Source organism: Nocardioidaceae bacterium SCSIO 66511, from assembly GCA_023100825.1.
GTDB lineage: Bacteria > Actinomycetota > Actinomycetes > Propionibacteriales > Nocardioidaceae > Solicola.
This window is the reverse complement of sequence record CP095846.1, coordinates 3,907,812-3,928,113: the sequence shown is the minus strand read 5'-3', so window position 1 is coordinate 3,928,113 and position 20,302 is coordinate 3,907,812. Positions and strand designations below refer to the sequence as shown.

Sequence of the window (20,302 nt, the reverse complement as noted above, 5' to 3'; positions counted from 1 at the left end):
ATGCACACATGCATACGGCACGGACGCGCGCGCGGAGTAGGGGGTCTTCGCTCATCAGATGTACCGACGGGGAGACGGCTCGCATTACGTCTAGCTGCGACAACCGCAGTTTCGTCATTGGCTAATCGCGTCGGTTGCTCTGGGCGGAGCAGCCTCAGCCGACGACGGACCTGTGGGAAACTCGACAGGCGGTGGTTTCATCGTCGGGAAGAAGATGCACCTGACGCCGCAGGGAGAAGGCAGACGTAGGCTCCAAGCAACGACTGTGGAACGCGTACTCAGCGTATCTTGCGGGCGACATGTCACAGCGGGAGTATCGAAACGTGGAGCAACAGACGGAGCGAGCACTCGACGTCCGGTTGGACGGCCGCACCGAGGCGTCGCGCGCACCCGGGTGCCATCCGCCGCAGGAGTGTCCGAGCACCAAGAATCTGCTCCCGGTTCGGCACAACTCTCAGAATCGCTCCTTCACGTGTGGCAACACCACTGGCCTGATGATCGCGCGCTACGACGGGCCGAAACGCAGTCGCTACAATCACGCTCGACTGAGAGAGAAGACGATGGGCGGTCGCGCACACATGCGGACCTACGTTCATCATGTCACCCCGTGGGCTAGCAAGAACTTCAAGCGTGGCCTCAACCGCTGGATGAAGGGCCGGAGCCGCGGGTACTACCAGCAGCACAAGAGCCCAAGCCCGAGGCGGGTACGGAAGGCAATGCGTTACAGCATCGATCATGGCCACCCGTTCGCCGCATCCACACTCGAACTCGCGACGCGTGACCATTACAACGGACACCCGGAAGGCGCCGATATCGGTCATTGGCTCGTCGTGCGCGGCTACGACAAGAACCTGCGAAAGATCAATTCTCTCGACCCAGCGGCCGACAGCGACGCTCTACCGGCGTACTCAGAGGCGAACAAGCGGTTCGAACGACGCACTAAGCGATTCACTCGGAAATTCCTACAATCACACGGAATAGCGGCGTGAAGCCTGCTCGACGGATGGTGAGCGCCAGTGCGATCCTGCTGGTGCTCACCATCAGTGCGTGCACCTCGGAATCCGCCGAGGAGACCGCGGAGCCGAGGGAGTCATCGTCCGATCCATCCGTACAAGGGCCGGGTTTGCTTCACCTGAGTGACGCCGAACTCTCTCGCGCCCCTGACTCTGTTTTGCAGGTCGTTGGCAGGAAAAGAGCAAAAGTAGCCGAGAGCACGGAAATGTTGCCGTATTCTCTGACGCCCGATGGTCTGATAGTGGCCGGGATAAAGCGGCGCGATCCGCAGAACCCGTTGCGACTCGTTCGGAATGACCTTGCCCTCGTACATCCACGATCCGGTCAGGTGAACTATCTGTCGACGCGAGCGCAGAGCGAGGGCGTACAAGTGACAGCGGCGGCGACTACTCGTCGCTGGGTTACGTGGATCACGACGCCCAGTACGAGTATGGCGTCGAACCCATGGACGCTCTATTCGTACGACCGCAAGAACGACACCGTACGAAAGCTTGCGGACGCGCCGACGTTCCCCAACGGCAACGCGCCGATGACTAGCGACTTCTCCTACCCGTCGATCGTGGCCGGCAGGGTGTATCTCACCGGCGCGAGTAGCGACCAAAGTGGTGGAACGGCCGCGACATCGGTGTACTCGGCCGCGCTCGACGGACGTGGCGAACTGCGCGAAGACTTTCGCCGCGAGGAGCACCCGATTGCCGCGGGAAAGACAATCGTCACCGTGCCAACGACCGATGAGAAGTCTGCGCAGATAGTCATGCACTATGCGAATCGGCCTGGCAAGTCTGAGGTCATCGCCGAAGGGCGGATTGAAGATGTTGCACATTCGACGAACGGCACCGCGTGGACGCAGAAGCAACGCGGCAAACATGTCGTCATGCTCAAGACCGAGACAGGCGATGCGCGGGCCGTCTTCGAGGCGCGCAGAGCCGTGAAGGACCTGTTGCTCACCGAGAAGTACATCCAGTTCGAGATCGGCAACGCGGTCTACTGGTACGACCTGGACTCGGAGTCCCTCTCCGAGCTCGATGAACGTGGCGTCTACCTGCCACCGAACGGACACGGCAACTATGTCGTCTGGAAGACCGACTCACCGCACCTGATCAAGCCGGGCGGCAAGATCGTCGTCGCGCGGCTCGACCCGGAGTAGGCGAACGCCCGTCGGGTGCTCACCCCCAGGCGGGGTTCCAGCCGTTGACGCTGTCGGCGGGGCGGGGATCGGGGCCGACGTACGCGGCGGACGGGCGGATGAGTCTGCCCGTCCGCTTCTGCTCCAGGATGTGTGCGCTCCAACCGGCCGTACGCGCGCAGGTGAACATCGATGTGAACATATGCGGCGGGATCTGCGCGAAGTCGAGGATGATCGCCGCCCAGAACTCCACGTTGGTCTCGAGCACCCGGTCGGGGCGGCGTTCACGCAGTTCGGCGAGCGCGGCCTGCTCGAGTGCCTCGGCGACCTCGTACCTCGGAGCATCGAGCTCGCGTGCGGTACGTCGCAGCACCCTCGCCCGCGGGTCCTCAGCGCGGTAGACGCGATGCCCGAACCCCATCAGCCGGTCGCCGCGGTCGAGGATGCCTTTCACGTACGTACGCGCGTCGCCGGTGCGTTCGACCTCTTCCAGCATGCTCAGCACGCGCGACGGTGCGCCGCCGTGCAGCGGACCGGACATCGCGCCGACCGCCGCGGACATCGCTGCGGCGACATCGGCACCGGTCGAGGCGACGACCCGTGCCGTGAACGTCGATGCGTTCATACCGTGCTCGGCCGCCGATGCCCAGTACGCGTCGACCGCCTTCACATGGTCGGGGTTGAGCTCGCCGCGCCAACGCACCATGAACCGTTCGGTGATCGTCTGGGCCTTGTCCACCTCGGACTCTGGCACCATCGGCGCCCCGATTCCGCGCGCCGCCTGCGCGACGTACGAGAGGACCATCACCGCTGTGCGGGCAAGGTCGTCGCGGGCCTGGCTGGCGTCGATGTCGTACAGCTGGTGCAAACCCCATGCGGGCGCGATCATGGCGATCGCGCTCTGCACGTCGACGCGGATATCGCCGGAGTGCACCGGGATCGGAAACGGCTGCGCGGGCGGAAGCCCGGGTTCGTACTCGCCGTCGACGAGCAGACCCCACACCTTCTCGAAGGGCACCCGACCGGCGATGTCCTCGATGTCGACCCCGCGGTAGCGCAATGCGGAGCCTTCCTTGTCTGGCTCGGCGATCTCGGTCTCGAACGCGATGACACCCTCGAGTCCAGCTTGGACAGCAGTCATGACACATATTCTGCCCATGCGCGGCAGATGTGCACGGCGATTGCGCCCCGAACTGCCGCAGGGTCGCCCGTACGTCCTATGTTGGAGGCGTGAGCATCGACGTATCCCGCATCCGCAACGAGTACGTACGCTCCGGCCTCTCCGAGGACGACGCGGGCGACGACCCGATCGCATTGTTCGACAGCTGGATGTCCGATGCTGTCGACGCCGGCCTCCACGAGCCCACGGCGATGGCGCTCGCTACAGCCACGCCCGACGGGCGGCCTTCCGTACGAATCGTGCTGCTGAAGGGCTTCGATGACGACGGTCCGCGCTTCTTCACCAACTACGAGTCCCGCAAGGGTGATGAGCTGGAGAGCAACCCGCGCGCGGCATGCACGATGCTGTGGCACCAGATCGAACGCCAGGTGCGCATCGAGGGTGTCGTCGCACGTACGACTCCGGATGCCTCCGACGCATACTTCGCTTCCAGGCCACGGGGTTCACGCCTCGGCGCGGTCGCATCGCCACAGTCGCGGGTGGTCGAGGGTCGCGCCGAACTCGACGAGCGGTACGCCGCCGCCGACGCTGCCTCACCAGACGAGGTCGAGCGCCCGGCGTACTGGGGCGGCTACGTCGTACGCCCCGAGACGATCGAGTTCTGGCAGGGCCGACAGAGCCGGATGCACGACCGCATCAGGTTCCGCCGGTCGCCCTCGGGGTGGCATCGCGAGCGCCTCGCGCCGTAATCCGGGGCAAGGTGCGCGCTCAGCTGGACGACTGGCTCGCCAGCTCGGCGCGGATCGCATCCATATCGGCGCCGCGTACGGCGTTGATCAGCTGCTCCAGTGCGGGTGCGGGTAGGGCGCCGGCTTCGGCGTACAGGCAGATGCCGTCACGGAACGCCATCAGGGTGGGAATCGAGCTGATCCCGAGCCCGCCCGACAGCATCGGCTCGGCCTCCGTGTCGACCTTGGTGAACGTGATGTCGGTGTGCTTCTCGGAGGCGGCCTCGAAGATCGGGCCGAACTGGCGGCACGGGCCGCACCACTCGGCCCAGAAGTCGACGAGCACGATGCCGTCGGCCTCGACGGTCGACTCGAACTCGTCGTTGGTCAGGTTTCGTGTCGTCACTTGGGGGTTCCTCTCAAAACGCGTACACCAGGGTCAACGCCGAGCCGCGGCGGTCTGTTCCTGCGTCTCTTTGTCGGGAGTTCGGTGCGATGTTGCCTCGCGTACGAGGTGCCGAAACGTCCCCTCGGCACAGTCGATGACATGTTCGGCGCGCAATCCCTGCCGCTGGCGGTAGCGGCAGCCTTCGGCTTCGCATTCGCGGAGTCCGGCCTTGGTCTCGGCATGTTGCTACCGGGCGAGACTGCGGTGATCGCGATCGCCGCGTCGGTCGAAGGCCCCGTCGCAACCATGCTGGTCTTCGCCGCCGTTGCCGTCGGCGCGTGCTCCGGCGACCACCTCGGCTACTGGCTGGGGCGTACGCAAGGCGAGCGGGTACGCGGGTCACGGGCAGTGGCGCGCGTCGGCACCCAGCATTGGGACCGCGCGACAGGGCTGCTTCGGCGTCATGGCGCGACCGCGGTGTTCGCTACCCGGCTGCTGCCCGTCGTACGTACGCTGACGCCGGCCGCAGCTGGCGCCTCTGGCGTCGCGTACGCGCGGTTCCTGATCGCCTCGCTGTGCGGTTCACTCCTGTGGTCGGCGGTGTATGTCGGCGGAGGCGCCGTTGCCGTCGAAGCCGCGAAAGCGGTGTACGCGCGCATCGGACCCTCGAGCTGGTTGGTCGCCGCAGGGCTCGTTGCCCTGGTCGTACTAGCGGTGGCGTGGCGGCGCCGACCTGAGCAGGTGCGGTATCCCGGCCTGCTTCGCGCCGGCGCCCCACGCGTTCACCACTCCGACCTGGCCGCGGCGCCCGATCTATCGCTGACCGGGCACCTGCAGCCGTGACACCCTAGAGTCGTTGACGAGCGGCTCGGGCGGCCTCTACGAGGTGACTGAGCGCCTGCTCGACCTCGAGGTAGCCGCGGGTTTTCAGTCCACAGTCGGGGTTCACCCATAGCCGGTCTGCGGGCACAGCGGTGAGTGCCGCGGACAGCAGGTCGGAGACCTCGTCGGACGAGGGCACACGTGGGGAGTGGATGTCGTAGACCCCTGGCCCGATCTTCCCGTTGAACCCACGCGCGGACAGGTCACCGAGCAGCTCCATCCGTGACCGTGCCGCCTCGACACTGGTGACGTCGGCGTTGAGCCCGTCGATCGCCTCCACGATGTCGCCGAACTCGGAGTAGCACAGATGGGTGTGGACCTGTGTCGCCGTCTCGACACCGCTGGTGGCGAGACGGAACGCGTCGACGGCCCAGGAGAGGTACGCCGATCGCTCCTGGGCGCGCAGCGGAAGCAGCTCGCGTAGTGCCGGCTCGTCGACCTGGATGATCGCGATCCCGGCCTTCTCCAGATCGGCGACCTCGTCTCGCAACGCGAGCGCCACCTGATCGGCTGTCGTCGAGCGCGGCTGGTCATCGCGTACGAAGGACCAGGCCAGCATCGTGACCGGCCCTGTCAGCATGCCCTTGACCGGCTTCGCCGTGCGCGTGCTCGCGTACGTGATCCAGTCGACCGTCATCGGCGCGGGGCGCGTCACGTCTCCGTACAGGATCGGCGGTCGTACACAGCGTGAACCGTACGACTGCACCCAGCCGAAGGACGTTGCCGCATAGCCGTCCAGCTGCTCGGCGAAGTACTGCACCATGTCGTTGCGCTCGGGCTCGCCGTGGACGAGCACGTCGAGGCCAGCCTGCTCCTGCAGGTCGATCACCCGGTCGATCTCACCTCGCATCGTGGCGGCGTAGTCGGCAGCATCGATGCGCCCCTTGCGTAGCCGGGCCCGGGCCGAACGCACCTCGGACGTCTGCGGGAACGATCCGATCGTGGTCGTGGGCAGCGGCGGTAGGTCGAAGCGGGCCCTCTGGGCGTCGGCGCGTTCGGCTCGTGACGGGCGCTGGCGCTGCGTCGGGTCGACGGATGCGATACGGCGCTGGACGTCGGTGTCGTGCACGCCCGGCACCGATGCTCGCCCCGCGGCTGCCCGGTCGGAAGCATCGAGCTCCGCGCGTACCGTCTCCGGTCCTTCAGTGAGCGCACGCTGCAACGCGACGACCTCGGCGATCTTCTGATCGGCGAAGGCCAACGTCTCGCGCAGCTCGGCGTCCAACGCCGTCTCGCGCGTCACGTCGTGCGGTACGTGCAGCAGCGAACACGACGTGCTGACCGTGACCGTCGCGGCCGCCCCGAGGAACGGCACCAGTTCGCTGAGACGCGTACGCAGATCGGTGCGCCACACGTTGCGGCCGTCGACGGCGCCGACGACGAGCGTCTTGTCCGCCAACCCGGGCACTCCGGTCAGACCACCGGCCGTCACTCCGCGTACGAGGTCGACGCCGATGGCCTCCACCGGTGTCGCTGCGAGCGCCGGGACCGCCTCGGCGGGATCAGCGAAGTACGTCGAGACGAACACCGCCGGGCGTTGCCCGATCGCGCCGAGTCGTTCGTACACGCGTTGCAGAGCCGATGTGTCAGTCGCATCGAGGTCGAGCGCGGCGGCCGGCTCGTCGAGCTGAACCCAGCCGACTCCTGCGTCGGCAAGAACGGCGAGCAGTTCCGCGTACACACCGACGAGGTCGTCCAGTCGATCGAGCGGACGGAACCCGTCGGGAGCCTCGTCGGCCGCCTTCGCGAGGCGCAGGTACGTCCACGGCCCGACCAGGACGGGGCGTGCGTTCACCGCGAGTTCGGAAGCCTCGACGTACTCCTGCAACGGTTTGTCGGCATGCAACGCAAAAACGGTGTCGGGTGAGATCTCCGGCACCAGATAGTGGTAGTTCGTGTCGAACCACTTGGTCATCTCCAGCGGCGCCACCCCGGCCGTGCCGCGTGCCATGGCGAAGTACGTGGCCGCGTCGAAACCCGACAGCTGGTCGCCGCTCGGCTCCACCGCGTCGAAACGCGGCGGGATTGCACCTACCAGGACGGAGGTGTCGAGCATGTGGTCGTACCAGGAGAAGGTGTTCACCGGAACGGAGTCGAGTCCGTGCGACGCCATCGTGTCGACTGCGTCGGTGCGGGTTGCGTGTGCCACTTGGTGCAGTTGGGCGGCGTCGGCGCTGGCGGACCAGTACGCCTCGAGTGCATGTTTCAGCTCCCGGTCGCGTCCGATGCGCGGATAGCCGAGAACGGTGGCGCCGATGGTCGATCGTGTGGTCATATGTGCTCATCCCTCGCGAGCTCGTCGGTCGCTGCCCGCGTGCTCGGGGTGCGGCGACACGACAACCACGTGTTCGTCGCGCGACCGTCCTCCGAGGTCCACGGACCACCGGGCGTTCGATGCCCGGTGCGCTGGCAGGTCTTCGGACTCACGGACGTGTTGCCAACGCCTACTGGTCGCCGCTTCCCGGGCCTCGCGGCCCAGTGCTTCGTGACGACGGTCGTTTCCGTTCACCGCTGCGGGGCAGTCCCGGAGTCACACCGGGTTCCCTCTTAGCGACCACTCTGATGAGCGGCCGAACCAGCTGCGGGTCCACGTTAGCCGGAACGCAGACGGCCACATCCGCGTCTTGCGATTTGGTCGATTCGGGATGCGCAAACGTGCACCGAGAGTGATCATTGTTTCACGCAGTGAAGTTCTTGCGATGTCTCGGCGTCGCGGGTGCAGACCACGGGGCCGCACCCGCGACGCCGAGTCTTGTCGCACCCATGTCGTACGGACGCGGACATGAGACAGCCCGCAGGGTTGAATGGTTGCGCGGACTCACGCAACCCCCTGCGGGCCGGGCGGCTGTCGGGTATTCGCCAACGCGTGTACACCACGCCGGTGGACCCGACGAGTCAGCCGCTAGCGGACAGCCACCTCACGTGTCCAAGAGTCAAACATTAACTGGACCACCTCCTTCCCGTGTACGAAAGACGCTACGCCCGAAGTCTCAACGGGACAAGCACATTTCCGGCTGCCCGGACCCCGGGCGTTGGCCGGGTGCCGCCCTCGTACGATGGCCGCCGTGGGGATTGTCGAGCGGCTCGGCCGTGTGACGACGGACGTCAGCCCGCTGCGTCAGTCACGTGACTTCCGCCGGCTCTGGTTCGGTCTGACCGTCGCCCAACTCGGCCAGCAGATGACCGGCGTGACGATCGCGTACCAGGTCTACGTACTCACCCATTCGTCGTACTCCGTCGGTCTCGTCGGGCTGTACGGTCTCGTCCCGCTGATCGCCTTCGGTCTTTACGGCGGCGCGCTCGTCGATGCCTACGACCGCAGGCTGGTCGCGCTCGTCGCGTCGAGCGGACTCTGGGTGTGTTCGGGGGTTCTCGTCCTGCAGGCCGTACTGGACTGGGAGTCGGTCGCCCTGTTGTACGGGCTCGTCGCGGTGCAGTCGGCGTGCTTCGCGGTCAACAACCCGGCGCGGCAGGCGATCATTCCGCGACTGATACCTGCCGACCTACTGCCCGCGGCCAACGCGCTGTCGATGGCGTCGTTCAACCTCGGGTTCACCGTCGGCCCACTGACCGCGGGCGTACTCATCGCCTGGCACGGCGTCGAGGTCACGTACGCAGTCGATGCTCTGACGTTCACGGCGGCGATGTACGCGCTGTTCCGGTTGCCGGCCGTGCCGCCGGAGAACGGTCGCACGAAGGCGCCCGGTCTGCGCTCTGTCGTCGACGGGTTGCGGTTCCTACGCACGGCGCCGAACCTGCGAATGACGTTCGTACTCGATCTGTGCGCGATGGTGCTCGCCCAGCCGCGTGCGTTGTTCCCGGCGCTCGCATTGACCGTGTACGCCGGCAATGCGACGACGCTCGGCCTGCTGCAGGCGTCTCCTGCGATCGGCTCGCTGGCCGCGTTCCTGGTTTCGGGTTGGATCGGACGCGTCCATCGACATGGCGTCGCGGTGGTCGTCGCGATCGTCGTGTACGCCGCCGCCGTCGCACTCGCGGGATTCGCGGCGATCGGCGTGCCGGGCGTCCTCGTGCTCGGTGTGGTCTGTATCGCGCTGTCGGGGGCCGCAGACATGATCAGCTCCTCGTACCGCTCGACCATGCTGCAGACCGCGACACCGGATGCGCTGCGGGGGAGGCTGCAAGGGATCTTCACCGTCGTCGTTGCCGGCGGGCCGAAGCTGGGTGACTTCGTGATCGGAGCCAGTGCCGGGTTGTTCGGCGAAGGCCCGGCGATGGCGATCGGCGGTTGTGCGTGCATCGTCGGCGTACTGCTCGCGCTCATGGGTCGGCGTCGGTTCCTCGCGTACGACAGCCGCAACCCGACTCCGTGACGAGCGCGGGAGGATCCGACTAATCGCCGAGCCAGACCGCTGTGTCGGGCGGTAGCGACGTCGCGACTTGCCCGGTCGAGGCGAGCAACCGCGTGCCGGGCGGCAGCTGGAGCCAACGTTCGCCGCAGTTCACGATGCAGGTGAGAGCGCCGCGACGGTAGGCGAGCACGTCGTCACCGAGGTCGAGCAACTCGATCTCGTCCGGCAGAGACGGCAGCAGCCCGCGCCGGATCGCAAGCGCCTCACGTACGAGGTTGAGCGTCGAGCCGGGATCGGCACGCTGCTCATCGACCGTGAGATCCGCGAAGTAGTCGGGCTGCGGCAGCCACGGCTGCCCGGTGGCCGGGCCGAATCCGAACGGGGCGGAGGTACCTGACCAGGGCAACGGCACTCGGCAGCCGTCGCGGCCCTCACCGCCGCCGCGGAGCCAGGTCGGGTCCTGACGGTCGCTCGGCGCGACGTCGACTTGAGGGAGACCGAGCTCCTCACCCGCGTACACGTAGGCGGATCCCGGTAGACCGAACATGGCGAGCAACGCTGCGCGCGCTCGCGCGAGCCCGACGGCGCCGCCGCCGTAGCGTGTCACGGTGCGGGTCACATCGTGGTTCGACAACACCCACGTCGGCGTCGCGTCGACGGGCGCGACCGCGGCGTACGTCTGGCGAATGACCTCGCGAAACTCCTCCGCCGACCAGACGGCATCCAGCCAATGGAAGTTGAAGCACTGCTGCAGCTCGTCGGGGCGTACGTAACGCGCCATCGCCTCCGGGGTCGCGACCCATGCTTCACCGATCGCCATCCGGTCGCCGGGATACTCGGCGAGTACCCGGTGCCATCGCCGAAACACGTCGTGTATGCCGGGTTGGTTCCAGTACGGGCGGTCCCATTCACTGATCGCGGCCTCGACCCCGCCTTCTCCGCCGACCTCGGTCAAATCGGGCAAGCCAGGGGCCTTGAACATGCCGTGCGCCACGTCGATCCGGAACCCGTCGACCCCGCGGTCGAGCCAGAACCGCAGTACGGAGTCGAACTCGTCGCCGACGTCGGCGTTATCCCAGTTGAAGTCCGGTTGCGATGCGTCGAACAGGTGCAGGTACCAGGAGCCGTCGTCGATGCGGGTCCACGCGGGACCGCCGAAGATCGACTGCCAGTTGTTGGGCGGTTCGTCGCCGTTATGGCCGCCGCCGGGTCGGAAGTGGTAGCGAGCCCGCTCCGCACTGCCCGGCGCGGACGCGAGGGCCTCGCGGAACCACCGATGATGAGTGGAGGAGTGGTTGGGCACGATGTCGGCGATGACTCGGATGCCGTGGCGATGTGCCTGCGCCAGCATTGCGTCGAAGTCATCAAGGTCGCCGAACAACGGGTCGACGTCGCGGTAGTCGGCCACGTCATAACCGTGGTCTGCCTGCGGTGACGGGTAGAACGGCGTGAGCCACACGGCATCGATGCCGAGGTCGGCGAGGTACGGAATGCGTGAGGTGATCCCGGCGAGGTCGCCGATGCCGTCACCGTTGCTGTCCGCGAAGCTGCGTACGTAGATCTGGTAGCAGACCGCGTGGCGCCACCAGAGCGGGCGCGCGGACGGGGTCAAGCGAAGTCCGCGATGTCGATGGTGATCCAGATCTGCTCCGCGCGCCCGAGCAGCTCGCCGTCGGCCGAGTAGAGGGCGGTCGCGGCGTGGTTCTTGCGCCGCTCGACTCCACGCAGCGCGCCGATCACGATGCATTGCTCGCCGACGTGCGGGCGCCGGTAAACCGCCGCGGTCATCCGCCCGAGCACCATCGGATTCGCCTTGATGTGCGCCGCCCAACCTCCGGGACAGTCCAGCGCCGCCCAGGTGTACGCAGGCGCGAGGAGTCCATCGGCGTCGGCGAATGCCTCGTGCGGCACCCACGGGCACGCCATCCGCCCGTCGGGCAGCGGGCCGCTGTAGACCTGCAGCCCGTCACCTGGGGCGCGGTCGGTTCCGCAGGTGAAGCACCGAGCAAATGGGTGTCCGTCGAAGCCTTCGTACGCCGAACGTGCGGCATTCGCGGCATCGAGCCCGACCGTCGCCAGCAGCGGGTCTTCGGCGACGAGTTCGGCGGGCTGCCCGGAGGCAACGACGGTCTCGCCGTCGACCAGGTCGACGTGGCGGTCGCGTACGTCCCAGCGGAGTTCACGATCCAACGGCGGCGGCGTACGAAGGTCGACGCGCACCGCGGTCGCGTCGTGGAACCGGCTACCGACGAGCCCGCAGACGTACCCGCCGTTGCCGGAGCGGTTGGGCCCGTTGAACTGCCCGTCGATGCGCGGCGTCTCGGAAAGCGTCTCGGTCACGCGCCCCAGCGTAGAGCGTGATCGCGCGTCCGAACCGGACGACTATTCGCTTAGTGCTCCCCGGTGGGTTCGTCTCTCCTTCGGCGCGGTGGCGGAGTCGGTGGCCAGGTGGTTCCCGTCCGCTGCTGGCTTCCCGCTCCTCCGCTTCTGAAAGACGCGGCGACGCGCGGAGTCGCCGCTGCGGTTCGGTTGTTTGGCGGCTTTCCACCCACTTTAATATGGGATCGGGGTAAGGTTCGGTTTGGGTGTCACACCAGTCTCGGTGGCCGCTTGCGTACCAACGGGCATGGCAATCTGTCACTGTGCCTGGCGTACGCGCCGTGCAATGCGGAGCGTTGCCGTGCAAAGCACGGACGGCCTGCGACGGCGATGTTGACAGCCCGCCGCTCCGCTCTACCCTGGATGGCGACCGATCGCCGCGATCCGCTTCGGGGGCCACCCATGACGAGAGTGTCGGCCGGCGTACTCGCCTGCGCCGTTGCCTGTCTGGTGGTCACGGCATGTGGCGGCGACCCTGAGTCCGATTCCGACGACGAGTCGCTCTCCGCGCAGCCCTCGAACGCCGCGGCCTCCGACGACTTCACCGCTCCGTCGGGCGAGGTGGTCTTCGACTTCGACGTGGCGCGCGCCGATCAGCATCCCGCGGTCGATGCGTACGTCGCATGGCAGACCGCGGCGACCGAGTCGTTACGCGAGCGCGACGTTGCGCCCGCTGTCACCGAAGGCGCCGAGGAGTCCCCGGTACGTACGGTCGAACGCTCCCTCGCGGCGCTGCAGGAGGGCGATCTGACGGTGCCGAGGCGCATGGTCGGACGCCTCGACTCGATTCGCTCGACCCGGCGGGCCGCTATTCTCGACGCGTGCCTGTGGAGCCCGAGTTTCGACTACCGCGTGCGTGAGAGCGGGCGCCGTGTTGCCGATGCGAAGCCGCATTGGATGGGAGCCGAGGTGCGTATGACTCGGAGTACGGGGCAGGATGATGCCTGGATCGTCGCCGGACTCTCCGCCGGCGAGGACTGCGAGGGGAGCAGACCATGACGAACGCGCTGACCGCACGACGGCTGATGGTCGCCGTGGCCGGTTGTGTCGTCGCGTCAGGGCTGGCCGCCCTGAGCGCCGGTGCGACGAACGCCGCACCGAGTGCGCCGAGCACGAATGCGCCTCGTACGGCTCCGTCCGGCGGGATGTACGGCGAGCTGTCCGGCGGATCGACGCGCACGGTGCCCCAGTCGACGGTCGGGATGCAGCCCGCGTCGGCGTCGGGGAGCAGCGGAGTCGGCGAGTACGACAGCGGCGACACCGTCTGCGGCGTGTACGCCAACCAGGCCGGCATGGGTTCGTACTGCACGAGCGGCCGCCGCGGAGCTCCACCGGAGCCGCTGATCGAGCGGTTCCCCGGTATGAAATTCGAGAACTGCCGCTATGAGGATCCGCCGGAGGGCGTCAACGTCCCGCGCAACCCCTCACCCGACGAGAAGAAGTGGCAGCTGCGCACCTGCCTGACGGCCATCAACTGGTTCTCGTGGAACGGCGGCAACGACCGGCGCATCATCATGGATCTCGTCCTCATCGACAAGGACACAGACACGACGTACCACGAGACCCCACTTTCGAGGTTCCTGTGGAACTCCATGCAGACGATGTACCCGGTGCCGATGCTGCGGGTCGAGCCGAAGACCTTCCCGGTCGTCAACCAGAAGGCGTATTTCACCTTCGACTGGCTGGATCCCAATAAGCAGACCGTCGTCAGCGAGGGTCCGTACGAAGACCGCAAGAACGGCGGCCCGTTCGTACGTCACCGCAACCGCGGCATGGTGATGGAGGCCCAGGCGACATCGCTGCGCATCGATCCCAAGGTCAAGGGGATGGACGCGAAGACCTGTAGCGGTGACCCGCGCGAGCTCGACTACCACGAGGGTAAGAAGACGCAGACCAGCGACTGCTACTTCGTGTTCCGGCGCTCGTCGGCAGCCGCGCCCCAGATCAGTACGGCCGAGGCGTACCTCGACGGTGACAAGTACGTGTTCCGACCCGAGATCACGGTGCGCTGGAGGGTCACGTACAGCAAGGCAGGCGGCGGGATGCAGCAGCTCGGTGACGATTACGAGATGATCGTCAAGCAGGATCTGCCGGTGCTCGACGCCGAGGCGGTCAACGTGCCGGTGCCCGACAGCTCGATCGGCTGAGCGCCCCGCTTGCCCCGCCATACGGGGCGTGGGCGTCTGTCGGGGCGATAGGTCACAATAGACGTGTGAGTGACCTGATTGATACCACCGAAATGTATCTGAAGGCCGTCTACGAGCTGATCGAAGAGGGCGTGGTGCCCCTCCGTGCCCGCATCGCGGAGCGGCTGCAGCAGAGCGGGCCGACCGTGAGCCAGACGGTTGCGCGGATGGAGCGTGACGGGTTGCTCAGCGTGCAGGGCGATCGGCACCTCGAGTTCTCCGACAAGGGGCGTCAGCTGGCAACCCGGGTCATGCGCAAGCACCGCATCGCCGAGCGGCTGCTCACCGATGTCGTCGGCCTCGAGATCGAGTACGTCCACGACGAAGCATGCCGCTGGGAGCACGTGATGTCCGAGCGCGTCGAGCGGCATCTGCTCGAGTTGCTCAAGCATCCGGTCGAGTCGCCGTACGGCACGCCGATTCCCGGGCTCGATGAGTTCGGTGCGACCGTCGTACACGAAGACCTGCTGAGCGGGGTGGCGCCGCTACCCGATGCGGCACGTGCTGCCGGCCCGTCGCCGGCCGAGCTGGTGATCAGGCGCATCGCCGAGCCGCTGCAGGTCGATATCGAGGTGCTCACCTTGATGCGCCAGGTCGGTGTGCTGCCGGGCGACCGGGTCACGGCGAGTCTCACCGACACCGGCGTGCTCGTACGCGGTGCCAACGGTGAGCAGGCAGATATCGACGACGACGCTGCGAAGCACATCCTGGTCGAGAAGATCTGACGGTCGCCACAAATGCGCACGGGCGGTCGCGAATCGACGACGGGGGGCGCCGTGCACCAACAGGTGCGAAGGCCGCTCTCCGGTCTGGGGCGCTAGCATGCGCGGCTCGTGGCGGTTCGCCCGCAAGATCATCGTCGGTACGCTCGGGGTCGTCCTGCTGCTTGTCGGTATCGCCGGATTGGTGCTGCCCGGGCCGGGCCTGTTGATCATGTTCGCCGGCGTCGCCGTGCTCGCCCTGGAGTTCGAATGGGCCGAGCGGCGCGTCGACTTCATCCGCGATAAGGCGATGGACGCCGCCGAGTACGGCGTGGCGACCTGGCCGCGGATCATGGTCAGCTTGGCTGGCGCGGTCGGCGTCGTCATCGCCGGCGTGGTCTGGATCGTCAATCCGAACATCCCCGAGATCTGGATCGTCGGGCCGAAGCTTCCGTTCGCCGGTATCGGCACGGGCATCGGGATGGAGGTCTCGGCGCTGATCGCCTTCTTCCTGCTGGGCTACAGCTACCGGCGCTTCCACAATGACGCCAACCGGTTCGGCAAGAAGCGCAACCGCGTCGATTCGCAGTAGCGCAGGGCTGTTGCTAGCCTGGCAGTAGAGGCGACGCTTTGATCGTCCTCCCGGACGAGCGCACCGTACCCGGTCCCCGACAAGACGGTGTCTGGGAGTGTGTTTCTCATGGCATGGATCGTCTTGGTCATCTCCGGCATGTTCGAGACCGTGTGGGCCACTGCATTGTCGGAGTCGAAGGGCTTTACCCGCCCGCTTGCGTCGATCGTGTTCGCTGCGGCCCTGGTGGTCAGCATGGGCGGCCTCGCGTACTCGCTGAAGTCGCTACCGGTCGGCACCGCGTACGCCGTGTGGGTCGGCATCGGCGCGGTCGGTACCGCGGCGTACGGCATGCTCGCGCTCGGCGAGCAGGCGACCGCGGCACGGCTACTCTGCCTCGTACTCATCGTCGGTGGCGTCGTGGGACTGAAGGTCCTCCACTAGCGCGCTCATATGCGCCGCCCAACCAGTCGAGGTACGGATTCCGGCCCATGGGCCGCACGCCATGGGAGCGAATCCGTACCTCGGCGAGTTGTGGGTCAGGTGTACGCGCGGCGGATGATGGTGTGCCCGATCACCGCGGCCGTCGACGTCACGACCAGCATCACAGTCGCCATCGGGACCGCCGTGCCGTTGGCGAATGCACCGACCAGCGGTGAGACGACGGCCCCGATGCCGAACTGGATGCAGCCGAGCATCGCCGCTGCCGTACCTGCTGCCTCGCCATGACGAGACAAGGCGAGTGCAGGCGTGTTCGGCAGGGCGAGCCCGCAGGACGCGATGATCAGCGCAAGTGGCGGCAGGATCGTTGCGAGTCCGCCGACGTCGGTGACCGCGGCGGTCACCAGAGTCGCCGCGGAGATCGCCGCAAGCACGGTCGCGACGCCGAGAATCTGCTGCGGGGCATACCGCTTGAGCAGCACCGGGTTGAGCTGGGTGAACACGACGATGCCGAGGGCGTTGACGCCGAACACGATCGCGAATGTGCGTTCGCTGAGCCCGTACACGTCCTGGAGGACGAAAGACGAACCGCTCACATACGCGAACATCGCCGACATCATGGTGCCGGCGACGACGACCAGCGCCACGAATGGCACGTCGCGCAGGAGCATTCCGTACGTGCGCATGGTCGAGCCGAGGCGGAGCGAGCGACGACGTGAGACCGGCAGCGTCTCCTTCAGTCCGAAGAACGCGACGGTCACCAACACCACGCCGGCGCCGGCGAGTACGGCGAAGATCCCGCGCCAGTTCGTCCATTCCAGGACGAGCCCGCCAAGGGTCGGAGCGAGTACCGGTGCCGCGCCCATCACCAGCATCAGCCGGGACAGGACTCGCGCGGCGTCAACCCCGCTGAACAGATCGCGCACGGTCGCCATCGCGCTCACGCCGAGTGCGGCTCCGGCGAAACCCTGGATGACACGAGCGGCGGTCAATGTGGCGATTCCGGGCGCGAGCAGACACAGCACCGAAGCGATCACGTGGACGGTGATGCCGATCAGGAGCGGGCGACGGCGGCCGACCGAGTCCGAGATCGGTCCGACGATGAGCTGACCTGCGGCGAGCCCGGCGAGCATTCCGGTGAGCGTGAGCTGGGTAGCCGACTCGGTGACGCCGAGGTCGTCCTGCAGTGCCGGTAGCGCCGGCAGGTACATATCGATCGTCAGCGGACCGAGCCCGATCAGAGCACCGAGTACGATCACCAGCTGCACGTACGCGCGTCCGGTGGGCGTGACCGGGGCGGCGGGGGCTGGGGCCGGCAGGGTCGGCGGCTCGGTCGGGTCGACTCTCACGTCAGACGTACAACTGCATGTGCCATACAACTATTCCTGGTGAGGCGTGTGCGGCGTCACGAACTGGCGAGCCTGCCTCAGCGACGGTGCGCGTTCGCGTCAGGTCCAGAGGACGGCGATGCAGACGTTGACGACGGCGAGTGCGCCGACGGCGTGCAGGATCGCCGGCTTCGGAACGTCCTTCTCGCGCTGGCCGATGAACGCCAGCACGGTGAGGACAACGGCGATCACGAGTTTGACGCCGATCTTGGCGTTGTCCGGGTCCGCGACATCATCGGACGCCGATGCGATCCCGGTCATCGCGACACCCACGACGAGGGCTCCGGCAGCACCGTGGAAGATTCCGGGCACGACCCGCGGATCGCGCAGGTGCGTAAGCCAACCGCCGATGACGATGGCCCAGCAGATGATGTGGAGGATGAGCAGGATGTCGTACGTCAGCTGCATGCCGGAGACCCTACTACGTACTGTCGTAGTGGTCGGTCGCTACCCGGCGCGGTGACCTAGCACGTTGAGGAACGGCGCGGTCTTGCCTTGAGTCGAGGTCACGTCGTCGATCGCCCATCCGGAGGCTTCGACGACGGCACGCAGGGGTGCCTCGCGCCAGTCGGTCTGGTGGTGGCGCACTCCGGCTCGGCCGGACGCCGGCCGGTCTCCGTCGCCTTCGGTGACCGAGACGAACAGCAAGCCGGCAGGCTTGGTGACCTCGGCCAGTCGGGTCAATACCGTGCCGAGATGCTCGCGCGCCACATGCATCAGGCAGGCCTGTGCCCAGACGCCGTCGTACGGCTCAGCGGGGTTGCGCGGATCGCGAAGGTCGTCGGTCAGCGGGTCGAGCAGATCTGCCGCATTGCCCTGCGCTCTCAGGATCTCGATGAACGCCGGCGTGACGTCGGTGCGTCGTACGCTGAGCCCTCGTGACTCCAGCGCCCGCGCGTCCCGTCCGCCGCCGCTGCCGATCTCGAGGATGCGGCCGGCACCTCCGAGTAACTCGGTGAACCGTTCGATCTGCGCCCGAATGTGGACTGCCAGCTCTGCTGCCTCGACGACATACTCCGCGGCCGAGGCGTCGTACGCCGCGATCGTCTCCTGTTGTGGGCTGAGCCGGCCGGAGTCGGCGTTCTGACCCATGTCTACGACGAGGTCTGACTCTCGATCGAGCGCTCCAGGCGCTCGACCTTCGCGGTGAGCTGACCCGTGTAACCCGGTCGGATATCGGCCTTGAGGACGAGCCCGACCCGCGGCGATGCTTCGGCGACGACGTCGACGGCACGTTTGACCACCGCCATGACGTCGTCCCATTCGCCTTCGATGTTGGTGAACATCGCGTTCGTCTCACAGGGGAGGCCCGACTCGCGTACGACGCTGACGGCGCGGGCGATGGCCTCGCTGACGCTACCGGAGTCGTCGGCGGTCGACGGGCTGATGCTGAAAGCGACAAGCATGTGCCTACCGTACGACGACCCCAGGCAACCTCACTCGGTGAGCGTTCCGCCGATGCCCGTCATGAGTTGGTCGATGGTGAGCCCGAAGAGGGTAGCGAGCTGCGCCGCCTCGCCGGCCGACCAGCCGCCTTTGGCCAGCCGTCGGTCGAAGGTGGCAGGTGCCATGTCGATCCCGCTCGCCACGTCGTACAGCTTCAGTCCGCGTGCGGCGGCGATGGCTCGGACGGTGGCGCTGATCGTGTCGTCGGTGCTCACGCCACCATTCTAGCCAGGTCACCCTTTAGTGATGCTAGGCACACCATCGTCAAAAATGGCTCATCTATCAATATTGATGGTAGAATCTTCAACAACAAGGAACGAGATTCGCTCGTTCTCGGGTAGCCGAGTCAGGACGGAAAGCGAAATGGATGTCATCGTCACGCCAGCCCACACGCACAGCTTCACCGTCACCCGCAGCTTTCAGCGCCAGGGTGAGCCGAAGCGGTACGTCCGTGAGTGCGAGATCTGTGCTCAGTCGGTGATGACGCAGACGCCCGTCGAGGAGGCCGAGGCCGCATAGCGCGGCCGCGTTCTACGCCTTCTCGGGCTTGCGATCGGTGTCGCGGCTGGGCTGAACACGCTTCGGCTCGCCCGGCATCTTCGGATAGTCCGGCGGGTACGGCATATCGCCGAGCCCGGCTTCCTCGTCTCGCTCGTACATCGCGAGTAGGGGCTCGATCGAGTACGCACGGTCGTCGATCGCGGCGTGTACGTCACCACGCTCGGCGAACCGCGCGGGCACGGTGAGGAGGTTGAACTCGCTCGGCTCGTCGATCGTCGCCAGTTCGTCCCACGTCATCGGCGTAGACACGGGTGCGCCCGGTTTGGCACGAAGGCTGTACGCACTGGCGATAGTGCGGTCGCGGCTGTTCTGGTTGTAGTCGACGAACACCTTCTCGCCGCGTTCCTCCTTCCACCACTTCGTCGTCACGTCAGGAGTACGCCGCTCGAGCTCGCGCCCGAAGGCGATCGCGGCGTGGCGGACGTCAGTGAAGGTCCAACGCGGCTCGATGCGTACGTAGATGTGCACACCGCGGTTGCCGCTCGTCTTCGGGAACCCTTCGATGTCGTGCTCCGCGAGCAGCTCACGGGCGAGCCCGGCGACGCGCACCGCGTCGCGGAAGTCGGTGCCCGGCTGCGGATCCAGGTCGATGCGGAGCTCGTCGGGATGGTCGACGTCGGACTTTCGTACCGGCCAAGGGTGGAAGGTGACCGTGCCCATCTGTGCAGCCCACGCCGGCACTGCGACCTCAGTGGGGCAGACCTCGTCGGCGTGACGCCCGGACGGGAACTGGATGCGCGCCGTCTCGACGTACGAAGGGGCGCCACGGGGAACCCGCTTCTGGTAGAACGCGTCGCCTCCGTGATCCTGTCGAGTCGAGAGCACGAGCCCGTCGAGAACGCCCTTCGGCCAGCGCTCCAACGTCGTCGGGCGATCACGCAAGGCGCGCAGGATGCCGTCTCCGACCGACAGGTAGTACTCCACGACGTCGAGCTTGGTCACGGCTCGGGTCCGCTCGGTCGGTGGGAAGATCACCCGGTCGGGGTTCGACACACGCAAGGTGCGCTCGCCGGCCTCGATCTCGGTCGCAGGGGACGCCATGCGCAGAGCCTAGTGGC

The 20,302-nt window shown here is 66.8% G+C and carries 22 protein-coding genes and 2 riboswitches; of the genes, 11 read left to right on the top strand and 11 right to left on the bottom strand.

All coding sequences use genetic code 11. The annotated features are described in order from the left end of the window. The first annotated feature begins 323 nt into the window (after positions 1-323). Both MU582_18660 and MU582_18655 read left to right on the top strand, forming a co-directional pair. Positions 324-989 carry a C39 family peptidase gene (locus MU582_18660; GenBank protein UPK74435.1) on the top strand — a complete coding sequence of 222 codons (666 nt, stop codon included), beginning with the start codon at positions 324-326 and terminating at the stop codon, positions 987-989. Further along, a complete protein-coding gene (locus tag MU582_18655; protein ID UPK74434.1) occupies positions 986-2,161 on the top strand; it encodes a hypothetical protein in 1,176 nt (391 codons plus the stop codon). Before MU582_18660 ends, MU582_18655 begins: the two co-directional genes overlap by 4 nt. A gap of 19 nt (positions 2,162-2,180) precedes the next feature. Here MU582_18655 and MU582_18650 read toward each other — a convergent pair whose 3' ends face one another. Further along, entirely contained in the window at positions 2,181-3,281 is a 1,101-nt protein-coding gene (locus MU582_18650; GenBank protein UPK74433.1) for a citrate synthase 2, read from the bottom strand. An 89-nt stretch (positions 3,282-3,370) separates the two neighbouring features. Between MU582_18650 and pdxH the strand changes: the two genes are divergently transcribed. After that, on the top strand, positions 3,371-4,009 hold the full coding sequence (pdxH, locus tag MU582_18645; GenBank protein UPK74432.1) for a pyridoxamine 5'-phosphate oxidase: 639 nt from the start codon (positions 3,371-3,373) through the stop codon (positions 4,007-4,009). A 19-nt stretch (positions 4,010-4,028) separates the two neighbouring features. Here pdxH and trxA read toward each other — a convergent pair whose 3' ends face one another. Beyond that, entirely contained in the window at positions 4,029-4,394 is a 366-nt protein-coding gene (gene trxA / locus MU582_18640) for a thioredoxin (GenBank protein UPK74431.1), read from the bottom strand. Between the two features lie 141 nt (positions 4,395-4,535). Here trxA and MU582_18635 point away from each other — a divergent pair, with 141 nt between their 5' ends. Then, complete coding sequence (locus tag MU582_18635) at positions 4,536-5,219, top strand: DedA family protein (GenBank protein UPK74430.1); 684 nt, start codon at positions 4,536-4,538, stop codon at positions 5,217-5,219. Between the two features lie 4 nt (positions 5,220-5,223). Here MU582_18635 and metE read toward each other — a convergent pair whose 3' ends face one another. Further along, entirely contained in the window at positions 5,224-7,533 is a 2,310-nt protein-coding gene (metE, locus tag MU582_18630; GenBank protein UPK74429.1) for a 5-methyltetrahydropteroyltriglutamate--homocysteine S-methyltransferase, read from the bottom strand. 115 nt (positions 7,534-7,648) lie between these two features. After that, positions 7,649-7,853: riboswitch (cobalamin riboswitch) on the bottom strand. 470 nt (positions 7,854-8,323) lie between these two features. On the opposite strand from metE, the gene MU582_18625 reads away from it, so the two are divergent. Beyond that, on the top strand, positions 8,324-9,592 hold the full coding sequence (locus MU582_18625) for an MFS transporter (protein UPK74428.1): 1,269 nt from the start codon (positions 8,324-8,326) through the stop codon (positions 9,590-9,592). Positions 9,593-9,611: 19 nt separating this feature from the next. Here the strand turns inward: MU582_18625 and MU582_18620 are convergent, their stop codons facing one another. After that, positions 9,612-11,183, bottom strand: coding sequence for a glycoside hydrolase family 13 protein (locus MU582_18620; GenBank protein UPK74427.1), 1,572 nt, complete (start codon positions 11,181-11,183; stop codon positions 9,612-9,614). Next, positions 11,180-11,911, bottom strand: a complete 732-nt coding sequence (locus MU582_18615; GenBank protein UPK74426.1) for a hypothetical protein — start codon at positions 11,909-11,911, stop codon at positions 11,180-11,182. The genes MU582_18620 and MU582_18615 overlap by 4 nt, the downstream gene beginning before the upstream one ends. A gap of 441 nt (positions 11,912-12,352) precedes the next feature. Between MU582_18615 and MU582_18610 the strand changes: the two genes are divergently transcribed. The 5 genes from MU582_18610 to MU582_18590 all read left to right on the top strand — a co-directional run bounded on the left by MU582_18610 (position 12,353) and on the right by MU582_18590 (position 15,852). Further along, a complete protein-coding gene (locus MU582_18610) occupies positions 12,353-12,949 on the top strand; it encodes a hypothetical protein (GenBank protein ID UPK74425.1) in 597 nt (198 codons plus the stop codon). Continuing rightward, positions 12,946-14,097, top strand: a complete 1,152-nt coding sequence (locus MU582_18605) for a hypothetical protein (GenBank protein UPK74424.1) — start codon at positions 12,946-12,948, stop codon at positions 14,095-14,097. The genes MU582_18610 and MU582_18605 overlap by 4 nt, the downstream gene beginning before the upstream one ends. Before the next feature lie 65 nt (positions 14,098-14,162). After that, the gene (locus tag MU582_18600; GenBank protein ID UPK74423.1) at positions 14,163-14,861 is read left to right on the top strand and encodes a metal-dependent transcriptional regulator; all 699 of its coding nucleotides are present in this window, start codon (positions 14,163-14,165) and stop codon (positions 14,859-14,861) included. A 97-nt stretch (positions 14,862-14,958) separates the two neighbouring features. Next, entirely contained in the window at positions 14,959-15,429 is a 471-nt protein-coding gene (locus MU582_18595) for a PGPGW domain-containing protein (GenBank protein ID UPK74422.1), read from the top strand. A 27-nt stretch (positions 15,430-15,456) separates the two neighbouring features. Further along, positions 15,457-15,523, top strand: a riboswitch (guanidine-III (ykkC-III) riboswitch). Between the two features lie 14 nt (positions 15,524-15,537). Continuing rightward, positions 15,538-15,852 carry an SMR family transporter gene (locus MU582_18590; protein UPK74421.1) on the top strand — a complete coding sequence of 105 codons (315 nt, stop codon included), beginning with the start codon at positions 15,538-15,540 and terminating at the stop codon, positions 15,850-15,852. Positions 15,853-15,947: 95 nt separating this feature from the next. Here MU582_18590 and MU582_18585 read toward each other — a convergent pair whose 3' ends face one another. The 5 genes from MU582_18585 to MU582_18565 form a co-directional block, all read right to left on the bottom strand. Continuing rightward, complete coding sequence (locus MU582_18585; GenBank protein ID UPK74420.1) at positions 15,948-17,198, bottom strand: multidrug effflux MFS transporter; 1,251 nt, start codon at positions 17,196-17,198, stop codon at positions 15,948-15,950. A gap of 99 nt (positions 17,199-17,297) precedes the next feature. Next, a complete protein-coding gene (locus MU582_18580; GenBank protein ID UPK74419.1) occupies positions 17,298-17,645 on the bottom strand; it encodes a hypothetical protein in 348 nt (115 codons plus the stop codon). Between the two features lie 39 nt (positions 17,646-17,684). Then, a complete protein-coding gene (locus MU582_18575) occupies positions 17,685-18,329 on the bottom strand; it encodes a class I SAM-dependent methyltransferase (GenBank protein ID UPK74418.1) in 645 nt (214 codons plus the stop codon). Between the two features lie 2 nt (positions 18,330-18,331). Beyond that, positions 18,332-18,643 (bottom strand): thiamine-binding protein, encoded by a 312-nt coding sequence (locus MU582_18570; protein UPK74417.1) that lies wholly within the window; start codon positions 18,641-18,643, stop codon positions 18,332-18,334. A gap of 30 nt (positions 18,644-18,673) precedes the next feature. Continuing rightward, positions 18,674-18,898 carry a helix-turn-helix transcriptional regulator gene (locus tag MU582_18565; GenBank protein ID UPK74416.1) on the bottom strand — a complete coding sequence of 75 codons (225 nt, stop codon included), beginning with the start codon at positions 18,896-18,898 and terminating at the stop codon, positions 18,674-18,676. 148 nt (positions 18,899-19,046) lie between these two features. Between MU582_18565 and MU582_18560 the strand changes: the two genes are divergently transcribed. Continuing rightward, positions 19,047-19,202, top strand: coding sequence for a hypothetical protein (locus tag MU582_18560; GenBank protein ID UPK74415.1), 156 nt, complete (start codon positions 19,047-19,049; stop codon positions 19,200-19,202). A gap of 12 nt (positions 19,203-19,214) precedes the next feature. On the opposite strand, the gene MU582_18555 is transcribed toward MU582_18560, so the two are convergent. After that, the gene (locus tag MU582_18555; GenBank protein UPK74414.1) at positions 19,215-20,285 is read right to left on the bottom strand and encodes a DNA polymerase domain-containing protein; all 1,071 of its coding nucleotides are present in this window, start codon (positions 20,283-20,285) and stop codon (positions 19,215-19,217) included. Between the last annotated feature and the right edge of the window lie 17 nt (positions 20,286-20,302).

Bases quoted from the DNA above. Each gene is read 5' to 3' on its own strand.
- MU582_18650 (UPK74433.1), bottom strand. From the start codon at position 3,281: ATGACTGCTGTCCAAGCTGGACTCGAGGGTGTCATCGCGTTCGAGACC.
- MU582_18635 (UPK74430.1), top strand. From the start codon at position 4,536: ATGTTCGGCGCGCAATCCCTGCCGCTGGCGGTAGCGGCAGCCTTCGGC.
- metE (UPK74429.1), bottom strand. From the start codon at position 7,533: ATGACCACACGATCGACCATCGGCGCCACCGTTCTCGGCTATCCGCGC.
- MU582_18610 (UPK74425.1), top strand. From the start codon at position 12,353: ATGACGAGAGTGTCGGCCGGCGTACTCGCCTGCGCCGTTGCCTGTCTG.
- MU582_18605 (UPK74424.1), top strand. From the start codon at position 12,946: ATGACGAACGCGCTGACCGCACGACGGCTGATGGTCGCCGTGGCCGGT.
- MU582_18595 (UPK74422.1), top strand. From the start codon at position 14,959: ATGCGCGGCTCGTGGCGGTTCGCCCGCAAGATCATCGTCGGTACGCTC.
- MU582_18590 (UPK74421.1), top strand. From the start codon at position 15,538: ATGGCATGGATCGTCTTGGTCATCTCCGGCATGTTCGAGACCGTGTGG.
- MU582_18580 (UPK74419.1), bottom strand. From the start codon at position 17,645: ATGCAGCTGACGTACGACATCCTGCTCATCCTCCACATCATCTGCTGG.
- MU582_18575 (UPK74418.1), bottom strand. From the start codon at position 18,329: ATGGGTCAGAACGCCGACTCCGGCCGGCTCAGCCCACAACAGGAGACG.
- MU582_18570 (UPK74417.1), bottom strand. From the start codon at position 18,643: ATGCTTGTCGCTTTCAGCATCAGCCCGTCGACCGCCGACGACTCCGGT.
- MU582_18560 (UPK74415.1), top strand. From the start codon at position 19,047: ATGGATGTCATCGTCACGCCAGCCCACACGCACAGCTTCACCGTCACC.
- MU582_18555 (UPK74414.1), bottom strand. From the start codon at position 20,285: ATGGCGTCCCCTGCGACCGAGATCGAGGCCGGCGAGCGCACCTTGCGT.